Raw genomic sequence first — 15952 nt, forward strand, 5'->3', positions numbered from 1 at the left:
TCCTCTTTTATTCGCTCTTTAGATAATTTTTCTTCCTCATTTCTCGAATGGTCATAAGAGCTTTCTGTGCATCCTTTCTGATGTCCATAATGAATTCATTAAAAGACATATTTTTTGTTTTTTTATAATGTTCTGCTCTTATTCTATGCAGTTCCCTCATAGTTTCAGGTTCTTTCAATCTGATCCCTCCTTTTCTATTAACTCAGAAGGAGCCATTATGTTTATTGTTTTATATCCTAACTGTCTGTTAATATTGTTTACTTCTCTTATAGTTTTAAGCTTAACCATGTGTTTAAAATTCCAGCTCAATATTATGTCGCAGTTGGATAAAGTTGCTATTGCTATGTGGAGTGCGTCATCTTTATATTTTACAGGAATTATATTCTGAGAAACATAATGTTCTGCTAGACTCTTTATAGCTTTATTAATTTTAATATATCCAAAATTAATAGAGCTTAATTCTTTTAATAGTTTGCTTCTTTTAGGTTCAGGGCAGTTTTGAATTTCTCTTAAGGTTAGTTCAGAAATGTATATTTGTGAATATAATCTCCCTTTATTCCACCACTTTCGTGTTATTTCCATTTTATCTGGCGCATCATGAGCTTCTAGGAAACTTATGACACTTGTATCTAAATATATTTTCTTCACTGCTTTTCTCTCCCTTTTATTTTAGCATATTTTTAAATGAAATAGCAGGGGGTAATTCCCTGCTATTAATAGTTGGATAATTTGTTTAATTGTTCTTCTTCTTCAATGTTTTTCAGTTCAAAGTATCTCTGTTTCACAAACCAGTTAGGGAGAAGTATAGCTACAGTTTTGAAGTTCTCATCTTTTGCATCCGGAATCTGTTTCCTTATTTATGATTTATCTACTACTACCCATCCAGTCTTATACAAATATGCCTGCTACATTAAAACTATTTTTTCTCTTACCTCCACCAGCCTGGAGTTCTTGACATATAATCTTTTCTATTTCTGCCTTTTAACTGAATGTATTCTACTTCCAGGGGTGTTCCGTCTCTGTCGCAATATTCAATCCAGGCTTTTCCTCCTCTTTCTTTTAGCAACTTTTTTGCATTTCTAATTGTTCCGACAAGGATAGGTTCGCTGTTCTCATTTTCCTGCCAGTATATGTCCTTTGGCATCTTCTTTCCCTCCTTTCTTGTTTTTGTAATTTTCATATTTGTGAATGAATTTTGCCAAAATATCTGCTTCCTCTTCAAGAAGTTCATCAAGGAATTCTTTTTCCTTTTGTTTGAGATATTCTATTTCGTCTTTCCTTAGATCTCTTGCTGGAAATTTTCTGTCTTTTCTCGTCTTTCCTATTGGAAAATTTTTGTAACTCATAAAAATCCTCCTTCTCTTTACTGTACACAAATGTGTACGTATTTTTTGGCGCCGACTTTAACGACAGAGGACGCCATGTCGCTGAGCCTGCTCAACAACCTTCTCTTAACGCACAGGGGAGAAGGAACGATTATTATACTTTTATGTTAGGCTGGGCTCTATGTACAGAAAAATTCATCTAAAAGATTAAAAGGCGGGAATTAACAGAGCTTCCCGCCTTTTAATCTTTTAATCTTTTAATCTTTTAATCTTTGTGCTTTCGATTTTTATTTATATGCATCTCCACGATACTTTATAGTGACAATAAAGATAATCCCTTCTTCTTTTTGAATTTGGTAAATAATTCTTATATCTCCAACTCTATATCTGTATAGAGGTGGAAACTTATCTTTGAGCTTTTTAATATTCTTACCAATGTATGGAGACTGTGAAATTCTCTTAGTTGCTTCTTTAATTCTCTCCTTAGTATTGTTATCACATTTTTCTATAAACTTAACAGCTTCTTTTGCAAGTTTAATTTTATACATCTTTGAACACGTCCTCAAAGTCGTATACATCACCATTTTCTATGTCTTCAAGACCTCTTTTTATTGACTCCAGCAGTTCTATATCATTAAGGATTTCATTTTCTTCTCTTTCTTTTTTGAATTTTAGATACTCTATAAAATCAATGACTTCTGCTAACTCTTCTTCTTGAAGATTATCAATAATTTCTTTTACCTTATTTTTAAGCAAGTTGTCCATAATAATTCTCACCACCATTTTTGTTCTCCTTTTTTACAATTTTATTATAACTCTTTTTCCGTTTTTGTTAAACCGTTAGAAGATCAATTCTCTTATTCTTTATTTCAAGTTTTGTGATACCTTCCTTTACTCTGGCTTCGATTATCTGAGTATTCGGCAGCGAATATGATGTAATACTTTCTGCATTATCAACAAAAATTGGAAATTTTATGTTTGTTAAGCCCATTATAAGGTTTGCAATTTCTAATCCTGCTTTGATTCGTTCGGAATAAGAGAGTATATTGAATTCTTTTCCGTCATAGAGAATTTTGAAATCATCTTTGATCTCTCCTGTGCTTTGAACAATTTTCCAAAGCTGAAGTGATACTCTGCTTAAATATTTGTTTATTTCTGCTGCTTCAAGCTCCAGCTTTTTTGCATTGAATGTCTTTGCATATTCTATCAAGGTTTTTACTTCGTTTATTTTTTGTTTAGCTACTTTTATGTCTTCTTCTACTTCTTTTAGCTTTTTCTTTGCCTCTTCTTTTTGTCTGAGCAATGCTTTGACGTTTTCGTTATGGATTATTGTTTCTTTTTCTTCGGACCTAAGTTTTTCTATTTGCTGCATTATCTGCTTGATTTGTTCTTTGTTTTTATTTGCATTTAATGCACTTTCCAGTCTTTTGATTTTTATTTCAAGAGCTTTTCTATATTTTTTTACCTTTTCTTCAAATTCATTTTTTGCCTTTTCATTTTCTTCAATAACAGCTTTTAGCTCTGCAGCAATTTTTGTCCCCTTTTCTTTTATCTCCTGCTGCTTTGTCAGTAAAAGCTGCTTTTCTTTTGCGGTAACATCTATTTTATTACCACATTTATTACAGGTAATGCACTGTGGTTTAAGGTTTTTAATCTGCTGTTGAACCTGCTTATATTCCTGCAGCAATTCTTCTCTGGCTTTCTGCAAAATTGATGTATCTTTAAGCTGTGGTTTTTCGATCGGAGGTTTTTTGTATTGCTCTTTTAAAACGGCAAGCTCTTTTTCTATTTCTATGTTTTGATTTTTCTGAAGTTCTAACAATTGTGATTCTAGTGCTTTTAATTGTGTTTCATCGAATGTTTTCATTTCAGGGATTTTTGCATTTAGAATTTGTCTGAGTATTTCTATATTCCCCTCTGATTTCAGCAGTCCTTCCTCCCAGTCTTTTAGAATTTCTCTTTGTTTTTCAATGAACGTATTTGGATTGTTGAATCCGTTTTTCTTTAAGATTTCTGTTATTTCTGGCGGAAGTGCTTTAAAAACTTCTTCATTAGACACCTCTGGCAAAACCTTATAGAGTATGGTTTTGGCATCTCTTGGAGCAAGGTTTGTAAAGTACAGGGGATTGAACACGGAAAAGAATATATCTTTGTCCTGTATAAATTGAGTGTATATGTCCATTTGTGTAGACTTAATACCGTTTATCGTTATTTCCATTTCGCTTTTCTTTTTTGAGCGTATTATTTCGTATTCCTTTCCATCTTTTTCAACAATTAGGGTTACAGACATTTCATCTTCTCCTATAGTTATCATCCGATTCGTTACATTTTCTGTTCCAAACAGGTTCGCTCCTGTAAGGCACCAAGTTATCGCTTCTCCTATAGATGTTTTGCCGGCACCATTATCACCGTAAATTACGGTGTGCCTGTCGTTAAAATTTATCGATAAGTCTTTATGATTCTTGAAATTTTTTAAAGCTATTGATTTTATTACCATTTCACCTTTTTCCTCCTTTTTCTTTTTTGCATATTTAAAAAGCATTTCTGCCTGAGAAAAGTATTCATCGATTTCTTTTTCTGATTTAAAATCCGGCCAGTGGCCGGGAATTGTAGTTATGCCTGTATCTTTCACTTTTTGAATAAGATAGGTTTCTAATGTTTTATTCATTTTCCTCTCCTCCTTTTCCTTTAAAAAAGTCTTCAAACGATTTTTTGATAATGGAAATCCATTTATCAACCTCTTCTTTTGTTTTTAGTTCGGGATAATGTCCCGGCAGAATTTGAATTTTTTCTTCTTTTAATCTTTTCATAAAGTATTTGCAAATTTCCCTCTCCATTTTCGTACTCATTCCTTTCTTTTTATTTTAAAAAGTTAAAAGCACGTCCCTGTTAAAAGACGTGCTTTCTCCTTTTATTTTTTTTCTTTATAGCCCTGTTTTGATAATACCTATTAAGATGCTTATTTCTCGCTTTTCCTTTAATTGGTACCTTTATATTCTAAAAATGATAGTCTAAGACAGCACCAATATAGTACTTTTGTCCTTCTTTTAAGTTGTAGCGTACAAATTCATTCAAAGTCATCCATGATGATTCATTGCTGTAAATATATGTTTCATATTTTTCATCAATTAAATTTTTTATTTCCCATACATCCGGAGCGTCTTTTATAAAGTTTTCAAAAGTGAGCTTTTGTACAGCTTCTTTTAACTTAAAAAACCTTTCTTTAAAGTATTTTTCTTTAAAACCATTAAGGAAAATAATTGATTGTTCTTTTGCATTGTATTTTACTCCGTATTTTTCTAGTTCTTTGATAAAATATTGAATTTCTACGTCTCTATCAATATCATCACTAACATAGTCAGCTATAATCCCTACAAAATCGTCATAAAAATCTTCTTCGCAGGCAAAATCCTCTTCAAATCTCAAAGGGTTTTTTTCTAATTGAAAAATTGTGCTGTGCATAATTTACCCCTCCTTTTTATTTTTTTAAGAAAGGAGAGAGGAATTTCCTCCACTCCTTTACATTGCAATTTCATAATCCACAATTTCTTCTAACTGTTTATTGCCTACCTTTCTTTCTTTGAGTGTGTAATTCTTAATTGTCATATCTTTTAGTTCTTTCAACTTTTCTGGGACGACCATTGTGTATTGATTGCCTTTTATATCTTTTAAGGATGCCACGTAAAAAGTTGTTCCATCTTTATTGTAGAAACCTTTAATTGCTGCAACTGTTAATGGTCCATACTTGCTTTCGTCGTTCTGTACTTCCTCAGGGAAGAGATCTTCCGGTACTTCATCTATTGCTTCTTCAGGAGGCAGTATAATATCTTCACCATTTTCTATTTCGTCTACTGCTTCGTTTATTAAATCATCTATATCTTTTTCTTCTTCTGCTGAAGGTGGGTTTACCGGTGCATTTGGTTGGTAGAGGTGTAGGATGTAGACAGTTTTATTGTATTTGCCGTCTGCCAGCACTTTCATAGGTACAAGTGCCAGCTTAAGCGGTATTCCTGCTATTTTGCCTCCGTTTGTGGATTTTATTATATCTACTGCCGTATTTATTTTTTTAATACTATTTATTGAACTTGTGTCGATCTGAAAAACACCTTCTGGTATTCCCTGCACATAAAATAGTAGGTTTCCTACTTCCCTGCACTGGCCTTTCTGATAGTACGGGCAGTTTCTGTATTTGCACTCAATCTGCCTAATTTCACCTGTTGTTGGATTTGTTTCGAAAGCTGTTTCTCCATTCCCTTTGCAGAGAAGCCTGTTGTTCCCGTATCTTTTTAACCATTGCGGGAAAAATACTTCCGGGTCATTTACAGGGAATATGATGTCAATTTCTTTTGGCTTTTCTCCGTAAAGCGCTTTGAATTTTGCTGCAATCTCCGGAGCTGTATTCCCGTCTTCATAGACTACGAAGTAGTCTGTAGCAGTGGGATAGAGTTTTTCACCTTTTGCTTGCTTTACCCCTAGATGTATCTTCCCTATGCGGGCAAGACTTCTTTTCTCTGTTAAACCTTTAATAGGCATACAAATTCCTCCTTTTTAATAATTTTTTGAATAGTAAGGATTTTCTACTGACAAGAAGCGTCCCCCAAGACCCTTTGCTACAGTTCTCTCATCGAGATCTTCTGCGTCTATCCATGCTATGCGTCCTGGGACAAGAATTTCATAGTCATACAGCGACGGAAACAATTCCTTTCCTACTGCTTTATCTGCTACTACAGAAAGAGTATAAAGCATAAAGTATTTTGTACCCCTGTTTTGAAGCAGAAACTCCCTGATTGCCTTTTTGGCCCTTTCAATGTTTCTTTTTGATGCCATATTAAATACCTCCCACCTTTATTTTTATATTAAAACGTACAGAGGCTTTCTCTGTACGTTTTAGGCATTTTTAATGCCTCTTTTTACGGCAGAGGGCATTGTGCCGTGAGCTTCTCCCAGCAACCCCTTCTTTACTCTCTCCTGCTGCGCTAATGAAAGGGGTACTTATACTGCAGGAAAGGTATTTTACGCTGAGATGAAACTCTATGTATAAAAAAAGTAGGAGGGGAAGGCTCCTACCTGCATATCTTCTAGAAAATTTTTAAATAACAGCTTTCTTCTTTTCTTTTTGATTTTTAAGCCATTCATTATAGCAGGTCTCACAAAGAGGTACATCGTCGTTTATATAATAGGCATCGTATGTTTTGATAATTTCACCGCATTCTGTACAGGTAGTATAATATTTTTTAAAACAGTTTTCACATACAAAGTAATCATCATCTATATAGTGAGCTTCTTCTTTCCAAATGACATATCCGCAGCTGCTGCATACTCTGCAGTGCTTTTTAAAACAGTCTTCACATACATACTCTTCATCGGGATTATAAAGCGCATCTTCTTTCCATATCACTTCTCCGCAGTGTGCACAGTTTGTGAAATATCTGATAAAACAGCCATCACAGTACAAATTGTTGTCTGCCCCATGATTTGCGTCGTCTTCGCTTATCCATCTTCCACACTCTGCACACTGTACATATCCGGCACAATTACTGCATATTAACTGACTTGGCACATTAATTTCTCCACCACATACAGGACACAGTGGAATTTCTCCTACAGTCATAAACCAGTCATCTTTTGAAGGACTAAACCCTTTAAAGTAGATGTACGTGTCTGTAGGATCTGAATAGGCTAGTTCTGCTTCATTGTAGTAGTAGCATTCGTCCTTTTCTTCGTTCCAGTTTCCTTTTTTCCATTTCGGTTTTATGTTGTGGTACTCTGCAAACGCATTTCCTACAATTGAACGAATTTCTTTTGAATATATTTCTATTTCCGTTGGGTACTGTCTTTGGAACAGGGCTACTGCATTTTCTATATCAATAAATACCCACTGGCGCCATATCTTCTGCGGCACTTCAACTCCCGAAAACTCCATTGTTTTTCTGTATGCGTATGCTACTGCTGTATGGTGATCGAAAAGGTATGATAAATTTCCTGCAGCATGCTCTCTGTTAACAGCGTGGCAGCTGCTCCATCCAGTTGTTGCATTGCTGGCAAGTAAAAAATTAATTGGTTCTATAGATATAACAAATTTTACTTTTCCGTTATCTGTTTTCAGTTTCTGCTGTAGTATTGATAAATCCTGAATAAGAAAATCCGCATACTGTTCAAGATTTTTTTCCTTTAATACCATTCTTAAAGCTTTCGATATTTTTACTCCCCTTATCTCTTTTACTGCTATTGGTGATTTTTCCGTGATGTATCCTGAAATGAAATCTTCATTTGAAATGTGGAATCTTAAGAAAAATGCCATCGTTTCATGAATTTCCTTCATTGTGCCGGTAGATGCAAATAAGGTTTGTTTTCTTTCCATTCTTTCCCACAGCTCGTCTAAATAGTTTCTTATTTCAAATTTTGCTTCTTCTTTCGATATTTCTAGCTCTTTTTCTATTTCTATTCTTGTGCCTTTAAAAAGCTTTATTAGCTTGCTTTTTGCACTTTCAACTTCTTCTTCAAAATCTCTTCTATATTTGGGCTCCATGCCGGTTACGGCTTTATAAATATGCCAGAAATCTTCCCATCTTAAATTTTGTTCCATTTTTTTATTCCCCCTTCTTCTTTAAAAAAAAGAAAAGCACACAGCAAAAGCCGTGCGCTTTTCTTTTCTGGCAGCGGACACAGGACTTGAACCTGTATCTACCGGCTGAAAACCGGTTATCCTTATCCTTTTGAACGAGTCCGCCATTTTATTCTTTTTAAAAAATAAAAAACAGGCAATATTCTGCTCTGCTAAAGATTTTCGGCGCTGCTTTTTACGGCCTTAAGCGCCATGCCGTGCAGCTCTTTCAGCAACCTCTTCTTTAACCGCAAAAAAACGGAAGAGGAACGGTCTCTCATTATGAGAGAAAAAACTTTATGCTGAGGATGCTGCTTATTCAATATATAGTATATCTTGTTTTTTTTAAAAGTAAACCCTATTTTAAAAAAACATTCAATCTTCGTTTCTTATTTCTTTAATAAGTTCGGAAATGTTGTCCTCTGAATAACCCAGTTTTTTTAAGATTCGTCCGGTTTCTTTCGTTATTTTAAACAGTTCTTTAACAGTCTTAAGCTTTTTTGTTTTTAAATCCCTTGCTTTCATTTTTGACCCTCCAGTTTGTTTTTTTTATTATAACATCTTTAAACGTTTACTACAAACAGATGAATAATAGGGGCAGGATAAGCCTTCTTGCCCTGCCTACTGCGCCTTTCTGACAAGCCTTTTTAATACTCCTGTTATTCTCTGTTTTTTGTGGTCTATTCTTGTTATGCGTACTGCAACCTTGTCCCCTTTTTCTATTTTCGTCTTCCAGTATGGGTTGGAACACAGCACGTCTATTCCGGGTTCCAGGTTGACAAAGTATCCGTAAGGCTGTGAGCCTGTTACTGTACCTAAGTATTCTCCACCTTTTTTATACTTCGAATCCAGCTGCTCAAACGGATTGGGTTTTGTTTGTTTTATTGAAATTTCTACTAAGCTGTTTTCTATATCAAGCTTTGTTATTTTGGCAGGTACTTTATCTCCAACCTGCAGAAGATCGTTTATTCTGTCTATGTAGCCGTATCCTATTTCTTCTTTTGGTATTTTTGTTTCTATGCCGTATACCTCTGCAACGGCATGGTTTTTGCCTATTGCAACTATACGGGCAAGTATTACGTCTCCTACTTCATGTTTGGGAAGTTCGTACTTTTTCCTTAAGTTCATTGCAAATTTTCTTGAGGCAATTGCTATTTCTTTTTCTGTGTCTATTCCACGTACTACAAAGTCTACTTCGGCACCTATCATAGAGCGTACAATTGTTTTGTTTATGTTTTCTATTCCCATTTCTTCAAAAGGTACTATTACTTTTACTCTGCTGTAGAATATGACTGCAAAGTTTTTATCGTTTTGACTTTCTATTGCGCTTAAAGTACCTGTCAGGATTTTGTTTGACTGCCTTGATGCGTAAATATCCTGCCATGCTTCTGTCATTTTTATCCTCTCCTTTTCTTTTTGATTTTTTATTTTAAAAAGAGCCTAGCACATTTTCCAGGCTCTTTTTAAGGCTTGATATGGAATTTTTGAACTCCTCTTTTACTACGTTACTGCAGAGCGCAATTTCTTTGAAGGTGGATATTCTGTCATTCAGCCTGTTGATTTCGTCTATTATTTTTCTTGCTTTTTCATCCGCTGTAGTTTGTAGTTTCAGCACTTCGTATTCTTTTTTTGTTCTTTCAAGCTCCTGCTGCAGCAGATTCAGCCTTTCCTCAGCTTCTGCTTGCTCTTTTTTCAGCTTTTCTAACTCTTTTTTTACTTCATCAGGAATTACTTCTGCTGTTTTTGCTGTTCCATTTTCCAGTTTCTTTATTCTTTCGTTGTGAATTTCTATGACTGTTCTGTACTGTCTTATCAGGTTTTCTTTTTTGGAGATTTCTTCTTCCTTCAGCTTTAGCGTATATTCTCTGGACTGGAGTTCTCTCTGCAGCTTATTTATTTCTTCTACAAGTTGTTTTATATTTTCTTCTGATTCTTCTTTAATTTTTCTTATCTGCTCCGCTGTCATTTTGTTTATATCCTCGCCCAGAGCATAGTAAAGTTTTTTCTGTACTTCTTCGTCAAGAGCTGCAAGCTGTATACCTTCTGTTGTTGAAAGCTTTCCTTCTTCTATAAGCTGCTGTATTTCGGGAATTAAGTTATTTAGCTTGTTTATTCGCTGCAGCTGTCTTTCTGAAATTCCTATTAATTCAGCTATATATGATTGGTAGTAATTTGAAGGTAATTGCGACATTGTGTCGTGTTTTTCTGTACCATTACTGGAAGTAGATGGTCTGCCTCTTCTAATTCCGTATATCCTCATTAATTCTACAAGGCATCTTGCAAGCTTTAAGTCGTTTAAATTGCCTTTGCCTCTCTGCCTCAGGTTTGTCTCTATCAGGTCTTTTAATATCCAGTCTTCTTTTGTAATTCCGTCTCTGTCTCTGTATGTTCTTACCTCGCATGGTACTTCTCCAATTCCCAGCTCTTTTGCAGCCCTTAATCTCTGCGAACCTGATATTACCGTATAGATTTCGTCTTCGTTTTTGGTTACAATCAGAGGAGTTATTATCCCGCTTGTTCTTATGCTTTCTAAAAAATCCTGCCATGCCTGTCCCTGTATGTCGTCAAAGAATTCGCCGTTTCTTGGATGTTCTTTTAAAAGGTTGACATTTATCATTTTCAAGGTAAAAACCTCCTCTCCTGTGTTTAAAAATTTTCTTTTAGTGTTATAGCAAGTTTAAAACTTTCAAAATATTCTGTATTTAAAAATACGGAGTCTTCCGGATGGTTTTTAAGATGTTCTTCTATGTTTTTCTTCAGCTTTGTTTTAAAAGTTTGGTCTAAATAGCTGTCTATTTTGTTGTAAGCAGAAAAAGACAGATACCAGAACGTAAATAGGCCTAATGTGATTAGCAGTTTTGTCGGAATTGTTGATAGGTCTGCGTCTATTAAGGTTGCGAGAACATATACAAAGGGTTTTATATATTTTGCTGTAACTGTTATACCTGCAAGTAAAACAGGGATAGTAAAAGGGGATTTAAAAATATAAAGGACTTCTTTTAAGAAATATAGAAGCTTTTCTTTTGTATTTCTTACTTTAGGAATTAGATTTTCTTTTGTCTTTTCTTCGTATTCAATTTTTTTCTTTGTCTTAAGGTCAAATGCTTTCCCATGCATTGTTATAAGATATAGAAGATAGTCGATAAAAAATAACTTCTCAAAAGGACTATTATCTTCGTTTATGTTTGTGTCTAATGCTAAAACTTCTTCCCAGCTTAAAAATTCCAGACGTTCATTTTTAGAATCTTCTGCTTCTATTATTCTGCCGGAAAAAGAGTCAAAGATTATTCTGCCTTTTATGTTTTTGTCAGGAGTCAGTTTCTTTAATGCATCGTAAAAATCTCTGTACTTTTTCTTGATTTGACCTTTTTCGTCAGTCATGAAAAGTATAAGATATACATTATTATCATCGTGCTTTTTTAATACCGACAGATAAAGTTCTTCTAATGAATGTTTATTAATGAATTCACCAACTTTCATAGGACTTCTCCTTTCTTTACCAAAAACGCTTTTTATTTTTTCTATTTTTTGAATCTTCTTTATTATTTGTGTTATTTTCTGTATTAGTATCAGAATTTTCTTCTTCGTTTAATTCAGCAATTTTAAGCTGTCCGTTTTCTGTTCTGCTGAAGGTGTTTGATATGAAAAATACTTCTTCTTCAGTTTCTTTAATTTCTTCTATGCTGTTGTCTTTAACTGCTTCGATAGGTTCTTTTGTAAGTTTTTCTGCAGGTCTTGTTTCTGCTTTTTTATCTTCTTCTTTTGCCCATTCAGGTATATAGTCAGTGATTGGTGTAGGCTTGATTTCTTTTGCCAGAGGGTGTCTTGTGTAGTCCATTTTTTCTACCAAAAGAGGTTTCTGCCCTCTTAATATTACTATTGCGTTTCTGTGTTCCAGCCTTAATATTTCATCTGGAGTGAGAAGAGGTCTTTTCTGTGCGCTTATTGATATGTCTCCAAAGTCAAATATACCTTCGAAACCTGCGTGCTTCCTGTGTGTCTTTGCTTCTACTGTTGCCTGTCCAAGCAAGTCTGAAACGAACTGGGCTGTTGCAACGTCTGTGCAACCTAAGAAAAGCCTTGTGTCGCAGTTTCCTATTATCTCCTGCCATGCATCGTTGGGATACCTGTTTTTAAGCTGTGATATGTTTTGAAATACTACGCTTGAGTGTATTCCTCTTGAGCGCATTGTACTTATTTTCTTTGTAAAGTCAGGTATAGCGCCTATGTTTGGAAATTCATCTAAAAGGAAGTATACGTTTGGATTAAGCGTTCCTCCGTTCATGTCTGCGTACTTTGTAAGCTTTATGAAAAGGAATGAGAAAAACAGGCCCGCTAAGAAGTCAAATGTTGAGTCTGTGTCGCTTGAGATGCAGAAGTATGCGCATTTTTGTTTTCCGGGAAGTTCTAAGTCTATGTCGCTCGTCTCCGTTATTTTCTGCACCAGCTTGTTCTGAAAAACTTGGAGCCTTGTGCCTAAACCTATTATGACACCTGTTCTAACCTGTTCATTGGCCTGGGCATATATGTTGTAAGGCATTTTTGCAGGATGGCTGTTGGGCAGAGTTTTAAAGACGGAATCTACCGCTTTAGGCTCTGCGCTTGCTAAAAGTGAATATACGCTTGCAAGGTTTCTTTCATGTTCTGGATATTCCATTGCCACGTACAGTGCAAGTGCCTTTAAAAGGTTCTGCTCAGCTCTGTCCCAGAAGGGATCTCCTGCCTTTGTTGATGCTACTTTTGTGTTGCTTATGATTACTTCTACAAAAAGCTGTGCGTCTATGTCATCCTGTATGGTTTCAATTGGGTTCCATCTGTCAGAATACTTCATGTTTACAAGGTTGAACATTTTGACGGTGTATCCTCTGTTTTTTAGAAATTTAGCCATGTCTCTGAATATTTCTCCTTTTGGGTCTGTTATTACCATGCTCTGGCCTTCTTTTGCAAGCTGCAGTATGTTTGTCCTTATATATGCTCTTGATTTCATTGAACCGGGAGATCCGAATATTGCTACGTTTCTGTTTAAAAAAGTGTCAGTTGGCAGTGTAACTACTTTGCTGCCTATTTTACCCAGTATTAAGCCTTTGTTTGTGCCTATGCCCAATACTTTTTTTGCTTCCTCCACTGTCATCCAGTTTGCTGTGCCGTGTGTTCCGTCGTCTTTCAGATATTTTACTCCCTGTGTTCTGTAGTCTGTTGCTCTGGCAAGAATTATCAACACTATTATTGCTGGTATGGAGATTAGCAGGAAGATAAGGTAAGCCTTTAATACTGCCGGGTTTGTGAGTTCTTTTAAGCTGAGCAGTGGGTTTGCGTACATCTGTTTTATAGGAGTGAAGTTTATTTTAGAGTTAGTTTGTGGGTTTAGCTGTGATAAAAGCTGGAACGTTTTGATTAAGGGTACAAAAAGCCATGCTGTGAGAAAAAGGTACAGCAGGAATGTTATTAAACCTAGTAGAATTTTTGCTGGGGTACTTTGGGGGCCTTCATTGAGAAAAGAAAAGCCTTTAAAGTCCATTTTATCAGCTCCTTTTTTTGGGTGTTTTACTGCATAAAAAAAGACAGGCTTTGAGCCTGCCTAATTAATGCAGTAAATCCTCAAATTGTTGCATCTTAAAATAAAACTGTTTTATAAGCAGTCATGTAAAGGTATATCTGTTTATTTCTGATATCATTATAAAAAGTTTTAACTGTGAAATTATGACATGAACGCTTTATTGATAAGTATTGACTGTTATAATTAAGTATATTATAATTTAAATAAGTAAATATTTAATTAGTTAGGAGGCAATAACATGGATGCTTTATTAGAAATGTTAAAAGCTATGTCAGATGAAACACGCTTTAAGATAATTAGTTTGCTATTGACTCATGATTATTGTGTTAATGCCTTAGCGAAGCATCTTGACATATCAGAATCAGCAGTTTCTCAACATTTACAGATATTAAGAAAGGTGGGACTAGTTAAAGGTGAAAAGCGAGGATACTTTACACATTATAAAGTCGACAGAAATATGCTTAAAAAAGTTGCAGAAAAGATCATTGAAATTTCATCAATGAATAAAGCAAATTGATAAATAGAAAATACGGTAAGGAGGAAAATTATTAAAATGAACAATAAAAATATTATACAAAATGATAAGAATATAACATTATGGCGAATATTCATATCTTTTTTTAAAATGGGTTTTACAGCTTTCGGACCGGCTATGATGGTAGAAGCAAAAAAGAACATTGTAAAAAAATTTAACTGGCTTAATGAAAGAGAATTCCTTGAAGGTCTTGCGCTAGCACAATTAATACCAGGAGCTACATTTGTTTCACTTACTATTTATATCGGATATAAATTGAAAGGATTACGAGGTGCAATAGCAAGTTTTTTCGGCTTTATATTGCCTCCATTTTTTATTATGCTAGTATTATCTTGGATCTATTTTAAATATCAAACCTTAACATTTGTAAGTATTATATTTAAAGGAGTTGGTGCTATAGTTGTTGCACTAATATTAAATGCTGTGTTGGACTTAGCTAAAACTGTTACAAACAATATTAAAACAATTACTATAGCTTTAATATCTTTTATAATTTCTATATTCTACAATAACATATTTTTGATTTTATTTATTTCTGCATTATTAGGGATAATATTACTGAGGAATCATAGAGATCTTGACACAACAAATAATTTTGTAATAAAAAAAACTGAAGTACATTGGATTGATTTGACGATAATTTCCAGTGTGGTTTTATTATTTTTTCTATTAACCACATTTTCTAATAAATTAGTAAGCATTTTTGAAGTTTTCTTTAAGATTGGTGCATTAGTATTTGGCAATGGCTTTACAATGCTACCTTTGATCCAGCAAGAAGTTGTTAACATACATCATTGGTTAAACATTGATCAATTTATGATTGGTGTTGCTTTAGGACAAATGACTCCTGGTCCAATAGTTATTACGGCAACTTTCATTGGGTATAAAGTGATGGGATTAATAGGTGCATTAGTTGCTACTTTAGCTATTTTTGCTCCATCTTTTCTATTAGTAATAGCAACTTTTGGTATATATACAAAGATCAAGACAAATAAATTTGTTAATTCAGGATTAACGGGTTTATTATCGTCATTTGTAAGTCTTATGTCATTAGTAGTAATAAATTCAGGTAGACATTTCCTTATAGATTTATATACTGTTGCATTATTTATATTATCTTTTCTTGCTTTGCGTTTTATAAAATTAGATACGAAATGGGTTATTCTATGCGGTACTGGATTATACATTATATTATATATTGTAAGTAATAATCGATTCTAGTGTAAAAAGCCTCTTTTCTTTATGAAGAAGTATAAATATAAAATAGATTAAATAAATAAACATAAAAATATAGGTAGTACAAATTTTCATAGAATTATGTTAGAATCAAAGAAGCAAAAATTACAACAAATGGGGTGTTGCACTTGTTTAGAGAAAACAGCGACCATCTCCAACAATCTTTATTTGAAAGTGTTAACTTCAAAACGATTTAGTATATGCATTAGCAAATCAAAAACTCGCTCAACTAGTTAAAAATCCTACAAACATTTTTGCTACATCCCTGCTTTTTCTGTTAAGTTTTTTGACCTTATTATATCATACCTGCTGGCAAAATCAGCTCTTTAAAGCTTATCAAAAATAAACAAAATAGTAGCTTAAAAACAAACTTCATTGAAAGAGTTACAAAAATCGAAGGTAGATTGTTAACCCCTATAGTAGCTTAAAAACTTTTGATGCTTTAAGCATTGAAGAAACAGGATACAGTTGTTAACCCATATAAGTATCTTAAAAACTGATGTAATTACTCTGGAAGAAAAAAGTATATTCTCTGCGATTACATAATAAATATTAGTTATGGTGGACTGGATTTAAAAAAGTAAAAGGTGTACATATGTAGCGATGGAAAGTACAGGTTCTTACTGGAAACCCATTTACAATATTCTTAAGATCGAGGGGTTAAATCTAATGATAATAAATACCCCTAAATAATG

Annotated in this window: 19 protein-coding genes and 1 tRNA gene; 2 read left to right on the plus strand and 18 right to left on the minus strand. The window is 34.1% G+C overall.

Annotation, left to right across the window (positions count from 1 at the left end):
- Positions 1-7: 7 nt before the first annotated feature.
- From THYS13_RS14255 to THYS13_RS06355, 18 genes are all read right to left on the minus strand, one after another.
- Positions 8-178, minus strand: coding sequence for a hypothetical protein (locus THYS13_RS14255; protein ID WP_161485924.1), 171 nt, complete (start codon positions 176-178; stop codon positions 8-10).
- The gene (locus THYS13_RS06285; protein WP_042833638.1) at positions 175-648 is read right to left on the minus strand and encodes a type II toxin-antitoxin system VapC family toxin; all 474 of its coding nucleotides are present in this window, start codon (positions 646-648) and stop codon (positions 175-177) included. The genes THYS13_RS14255 and THYS13_RS06285 overlap by 4 nt, the downstream gene beginning before the upstream one ends.
- Positions 649-928: 280 nt before the next feature.
- Positions 929-1144 carry a hypothetical protein gene (locus THYS13_RS06290; RefSeq protein ID WP_042833639.1) on the minus strand — a complete coding sequence of 72 codons (216 nt, stop codon included), beginning with the start codon at positions 1142-1144 and terminating at the stop codon, positions 929-931.
- A complete protein-coding gene (locus THYS13_RS06295; protein ID WP_042833640.1) occupies positions 1113-1346 on the minus strand; it encodes a hypothetical protein in 234 nt (77 codons plus the stop codon). The genes THYS13_RS06290 and THYS13_RS06295 overlap by 32 nt, the downstream gene beginning before the upstream one ends.
- Before the next feature lie 266 nt (positions 1347-1612).
- On the minus strand, positions 1613-1873 hold the full coding sequence (locus tag THYS13_RS06300) for a type II toxin-antitoxin system RelE/ParE family toxin (RefSeq protein WP_042833641.1): 261 nt from the start codon (positions 1871-1873) through the stop codon (positions 1613-1615).
- Positions 1866-2108: a hypothetical protein gene (locus THYS13_RS06305; RefSeq protein ID WP_235603255.1), complete on the minus strand. Its 243-nt coding sequence runs from the start codon at positions 2106-2108 to the stop codon at positions 1866-1868. The genes THYS13_RS06300 and THYS13_RS06305 overlap by 8 nt, the downstream gene beginning before the upstream one ends.
- A gap of 49 nt (positions 2109-2157) precedes the next feature.
- Positions 2158-3993 carry an AAA family ATPase gene (locus THYS13_RS06310; protein ID WP_042833643.1) on the minus strand — a complete coding sequence of 612 codons (1836 nt, stop codon included), beginning with the start codon at positions 3991-3993 and terminating at the stop codon, positions 2158-2160.
- Entirely contained in the window at positions 3986-4162 is a 177-nt protein-coding gene (locus THYS13_RS14260; protein WP_161485925.1) for a hypothetical protein, read from the minus strand. The genes THYS13_RS06310 and THYS13_RS14260 overlap by 8 nt, the downstream gene beginning before the upstream one ends.
- Positions 4163-4322: 160 nt before the next feature.
- Entirely contained in the window at positions 4323-4787 is a 465-nt protein-coding gene (locus THYS13_RS06315) for a hypothetical protein (protein WP_042833644.1), read from the minus strand.
- A gap of 57 nt (positions 4788-4844) precedes the next feature.
- Positions 4845-5858 carry a hypothetical protein gene (locus THYS13_RS06320; RefSeq protein WP_042833645.1) on the minus strand — a complete coding sequence of 338 codons (1014 nt, stop codon included), beginning with the start codon at positions 5856-5858 and terminating at the stop codon, positions 4845-4847.
- A 15-nt stretch (positions 5859-5873) separates the two neighbouring features.
- Positions 5874-6152 carry a hypothetical protein gene (locus tag THYS13_RS06325; protein ID WP_042833646.1) on the minus strand — a complete coding sequence of 93 codons (279 nt, stop codon included), beginning with the start codon at positions 6150-6152 and terminating at the stop codon, positions 5874-5876.
- A 262-nt stretch (positions 6153-6414) separates the two neighbouring features.
- The gene (locus THYS13_RS06330) at positions 6415-7911 is read right to left on the minus strand and encodes a hypothetical protein (protein ID WP_042833647.1); all 1497 of its coding nucleotides are present in this window, start codon (positions 7909-7911) and stop codon (positions 6415-6417) included.
- Between the two features lie 68 nt (positions 7912-7979).
- Positions 7980-8056, minus strand: a tRNA-Glu gene (locus THYS13_RS06335).
- 248 nt (positions 8057-8304) lie between these two features.
- On the minus strand, positions 8305-8454 hold the full coding sequence (locus THYS13_RS14265) for a hypothetical protein (RefSeq protein ID WP_161485926.1): 150 nt from the start codon (positions 8452-8454) through the stop codon (positions 8305-8307).
- Between the two features lie 96 nt (positions 8455-8550).
- On the minus strand, positions 8551-9324 hold the full coding sequence (locus tag THYS13_RS06340; RefSeq protein WP_042833648.1) for a S1 RNA-binding domain-containing protein: 774 nt from the start codon (positions 9322-9324) through the stop codon (positions 8551-8553).
- Positions 9325-9358: 34 nt separating this feature from the next.
- On the minus strand, positions 9359-10546 hold the full coding sequence (locus tag THYS13_RS06345) for a ParB/RepB/Spo0J family partition protein (protein ID WP_235603307.1): 1188 nt from the start codon (positions 10544-10546) through the stop codon (positions 9359-9361).
- 29 nt (positions 10547-10575) lie between these two features.
- The gene (locus tag THYS13_RS06350) at positions 10576-11409 is read right to left on the minus strand and encodes a hypothetical protein (RefSeq protein ID WP_042833650.1); all 834 of its coding nucleotides are present in this window, start codon (positions 11407-11409) and stop codon (positions 10576-10578) included.
- A 16-nt stretch (positions 11410-11425) separates the two neighbouring features.
- Entirely contained in the window at positions 11426-13447 is a 2022-nt protein-coding gene (locus tag THYS13_RS06355; protein ID WP_082990380.1) for a VirD4-like conjugal transfer protein, CD1115 family, read from the minus strand.
- 277 nt (positions 13448-13724) lie between these two features.
- Between THYS13_RS06355 and THYS13_RS06360 the strand changes: the two genes are divergently transcribed.
- Together THYS13_RS06360 and chrA are read left to right on the plus strand one after the other, a co-directional pair.
- Positions 13725-14003 carry a helix-turn-helix transcriptional regulator gene (locus THYS13_RS06360; protein WP_042833651.1) on the plus strand — a complete coding sequence of 93 codons (279 nt, stop codon included), beginning with the start codon at positions 13725-13727 and terminating at the stop codon, positions 14001-14003.
- 36 nt (positions 14004-14039) lie between these two features.
- Complete coding sequence (gene chrA / locus THYS13_RS06365) at positions 14040-15242, plus strand: chromate efflux transporter (RefSeq protein ID WP_042833652.1); 1203 nt, start codon at positions 14040-14042, stop codon at positions 15240-15242.
- The last annotated feature ends 710 nt before the right edge of the window (positions 15243-15952 follow it).

The sequence above is a fragment of the Thermoanaerobacter sp. YS13 genome (assembly GCF_000806225.2).
GTDB classification, from domain to species: Bacteria; Bacillota; Thermoanaerobacteria; order Thermoanaerobacterales; family Thermoanaerobacteraceae; genus Thermoanaerobacter; species Thermoanaerobacter uzonensis.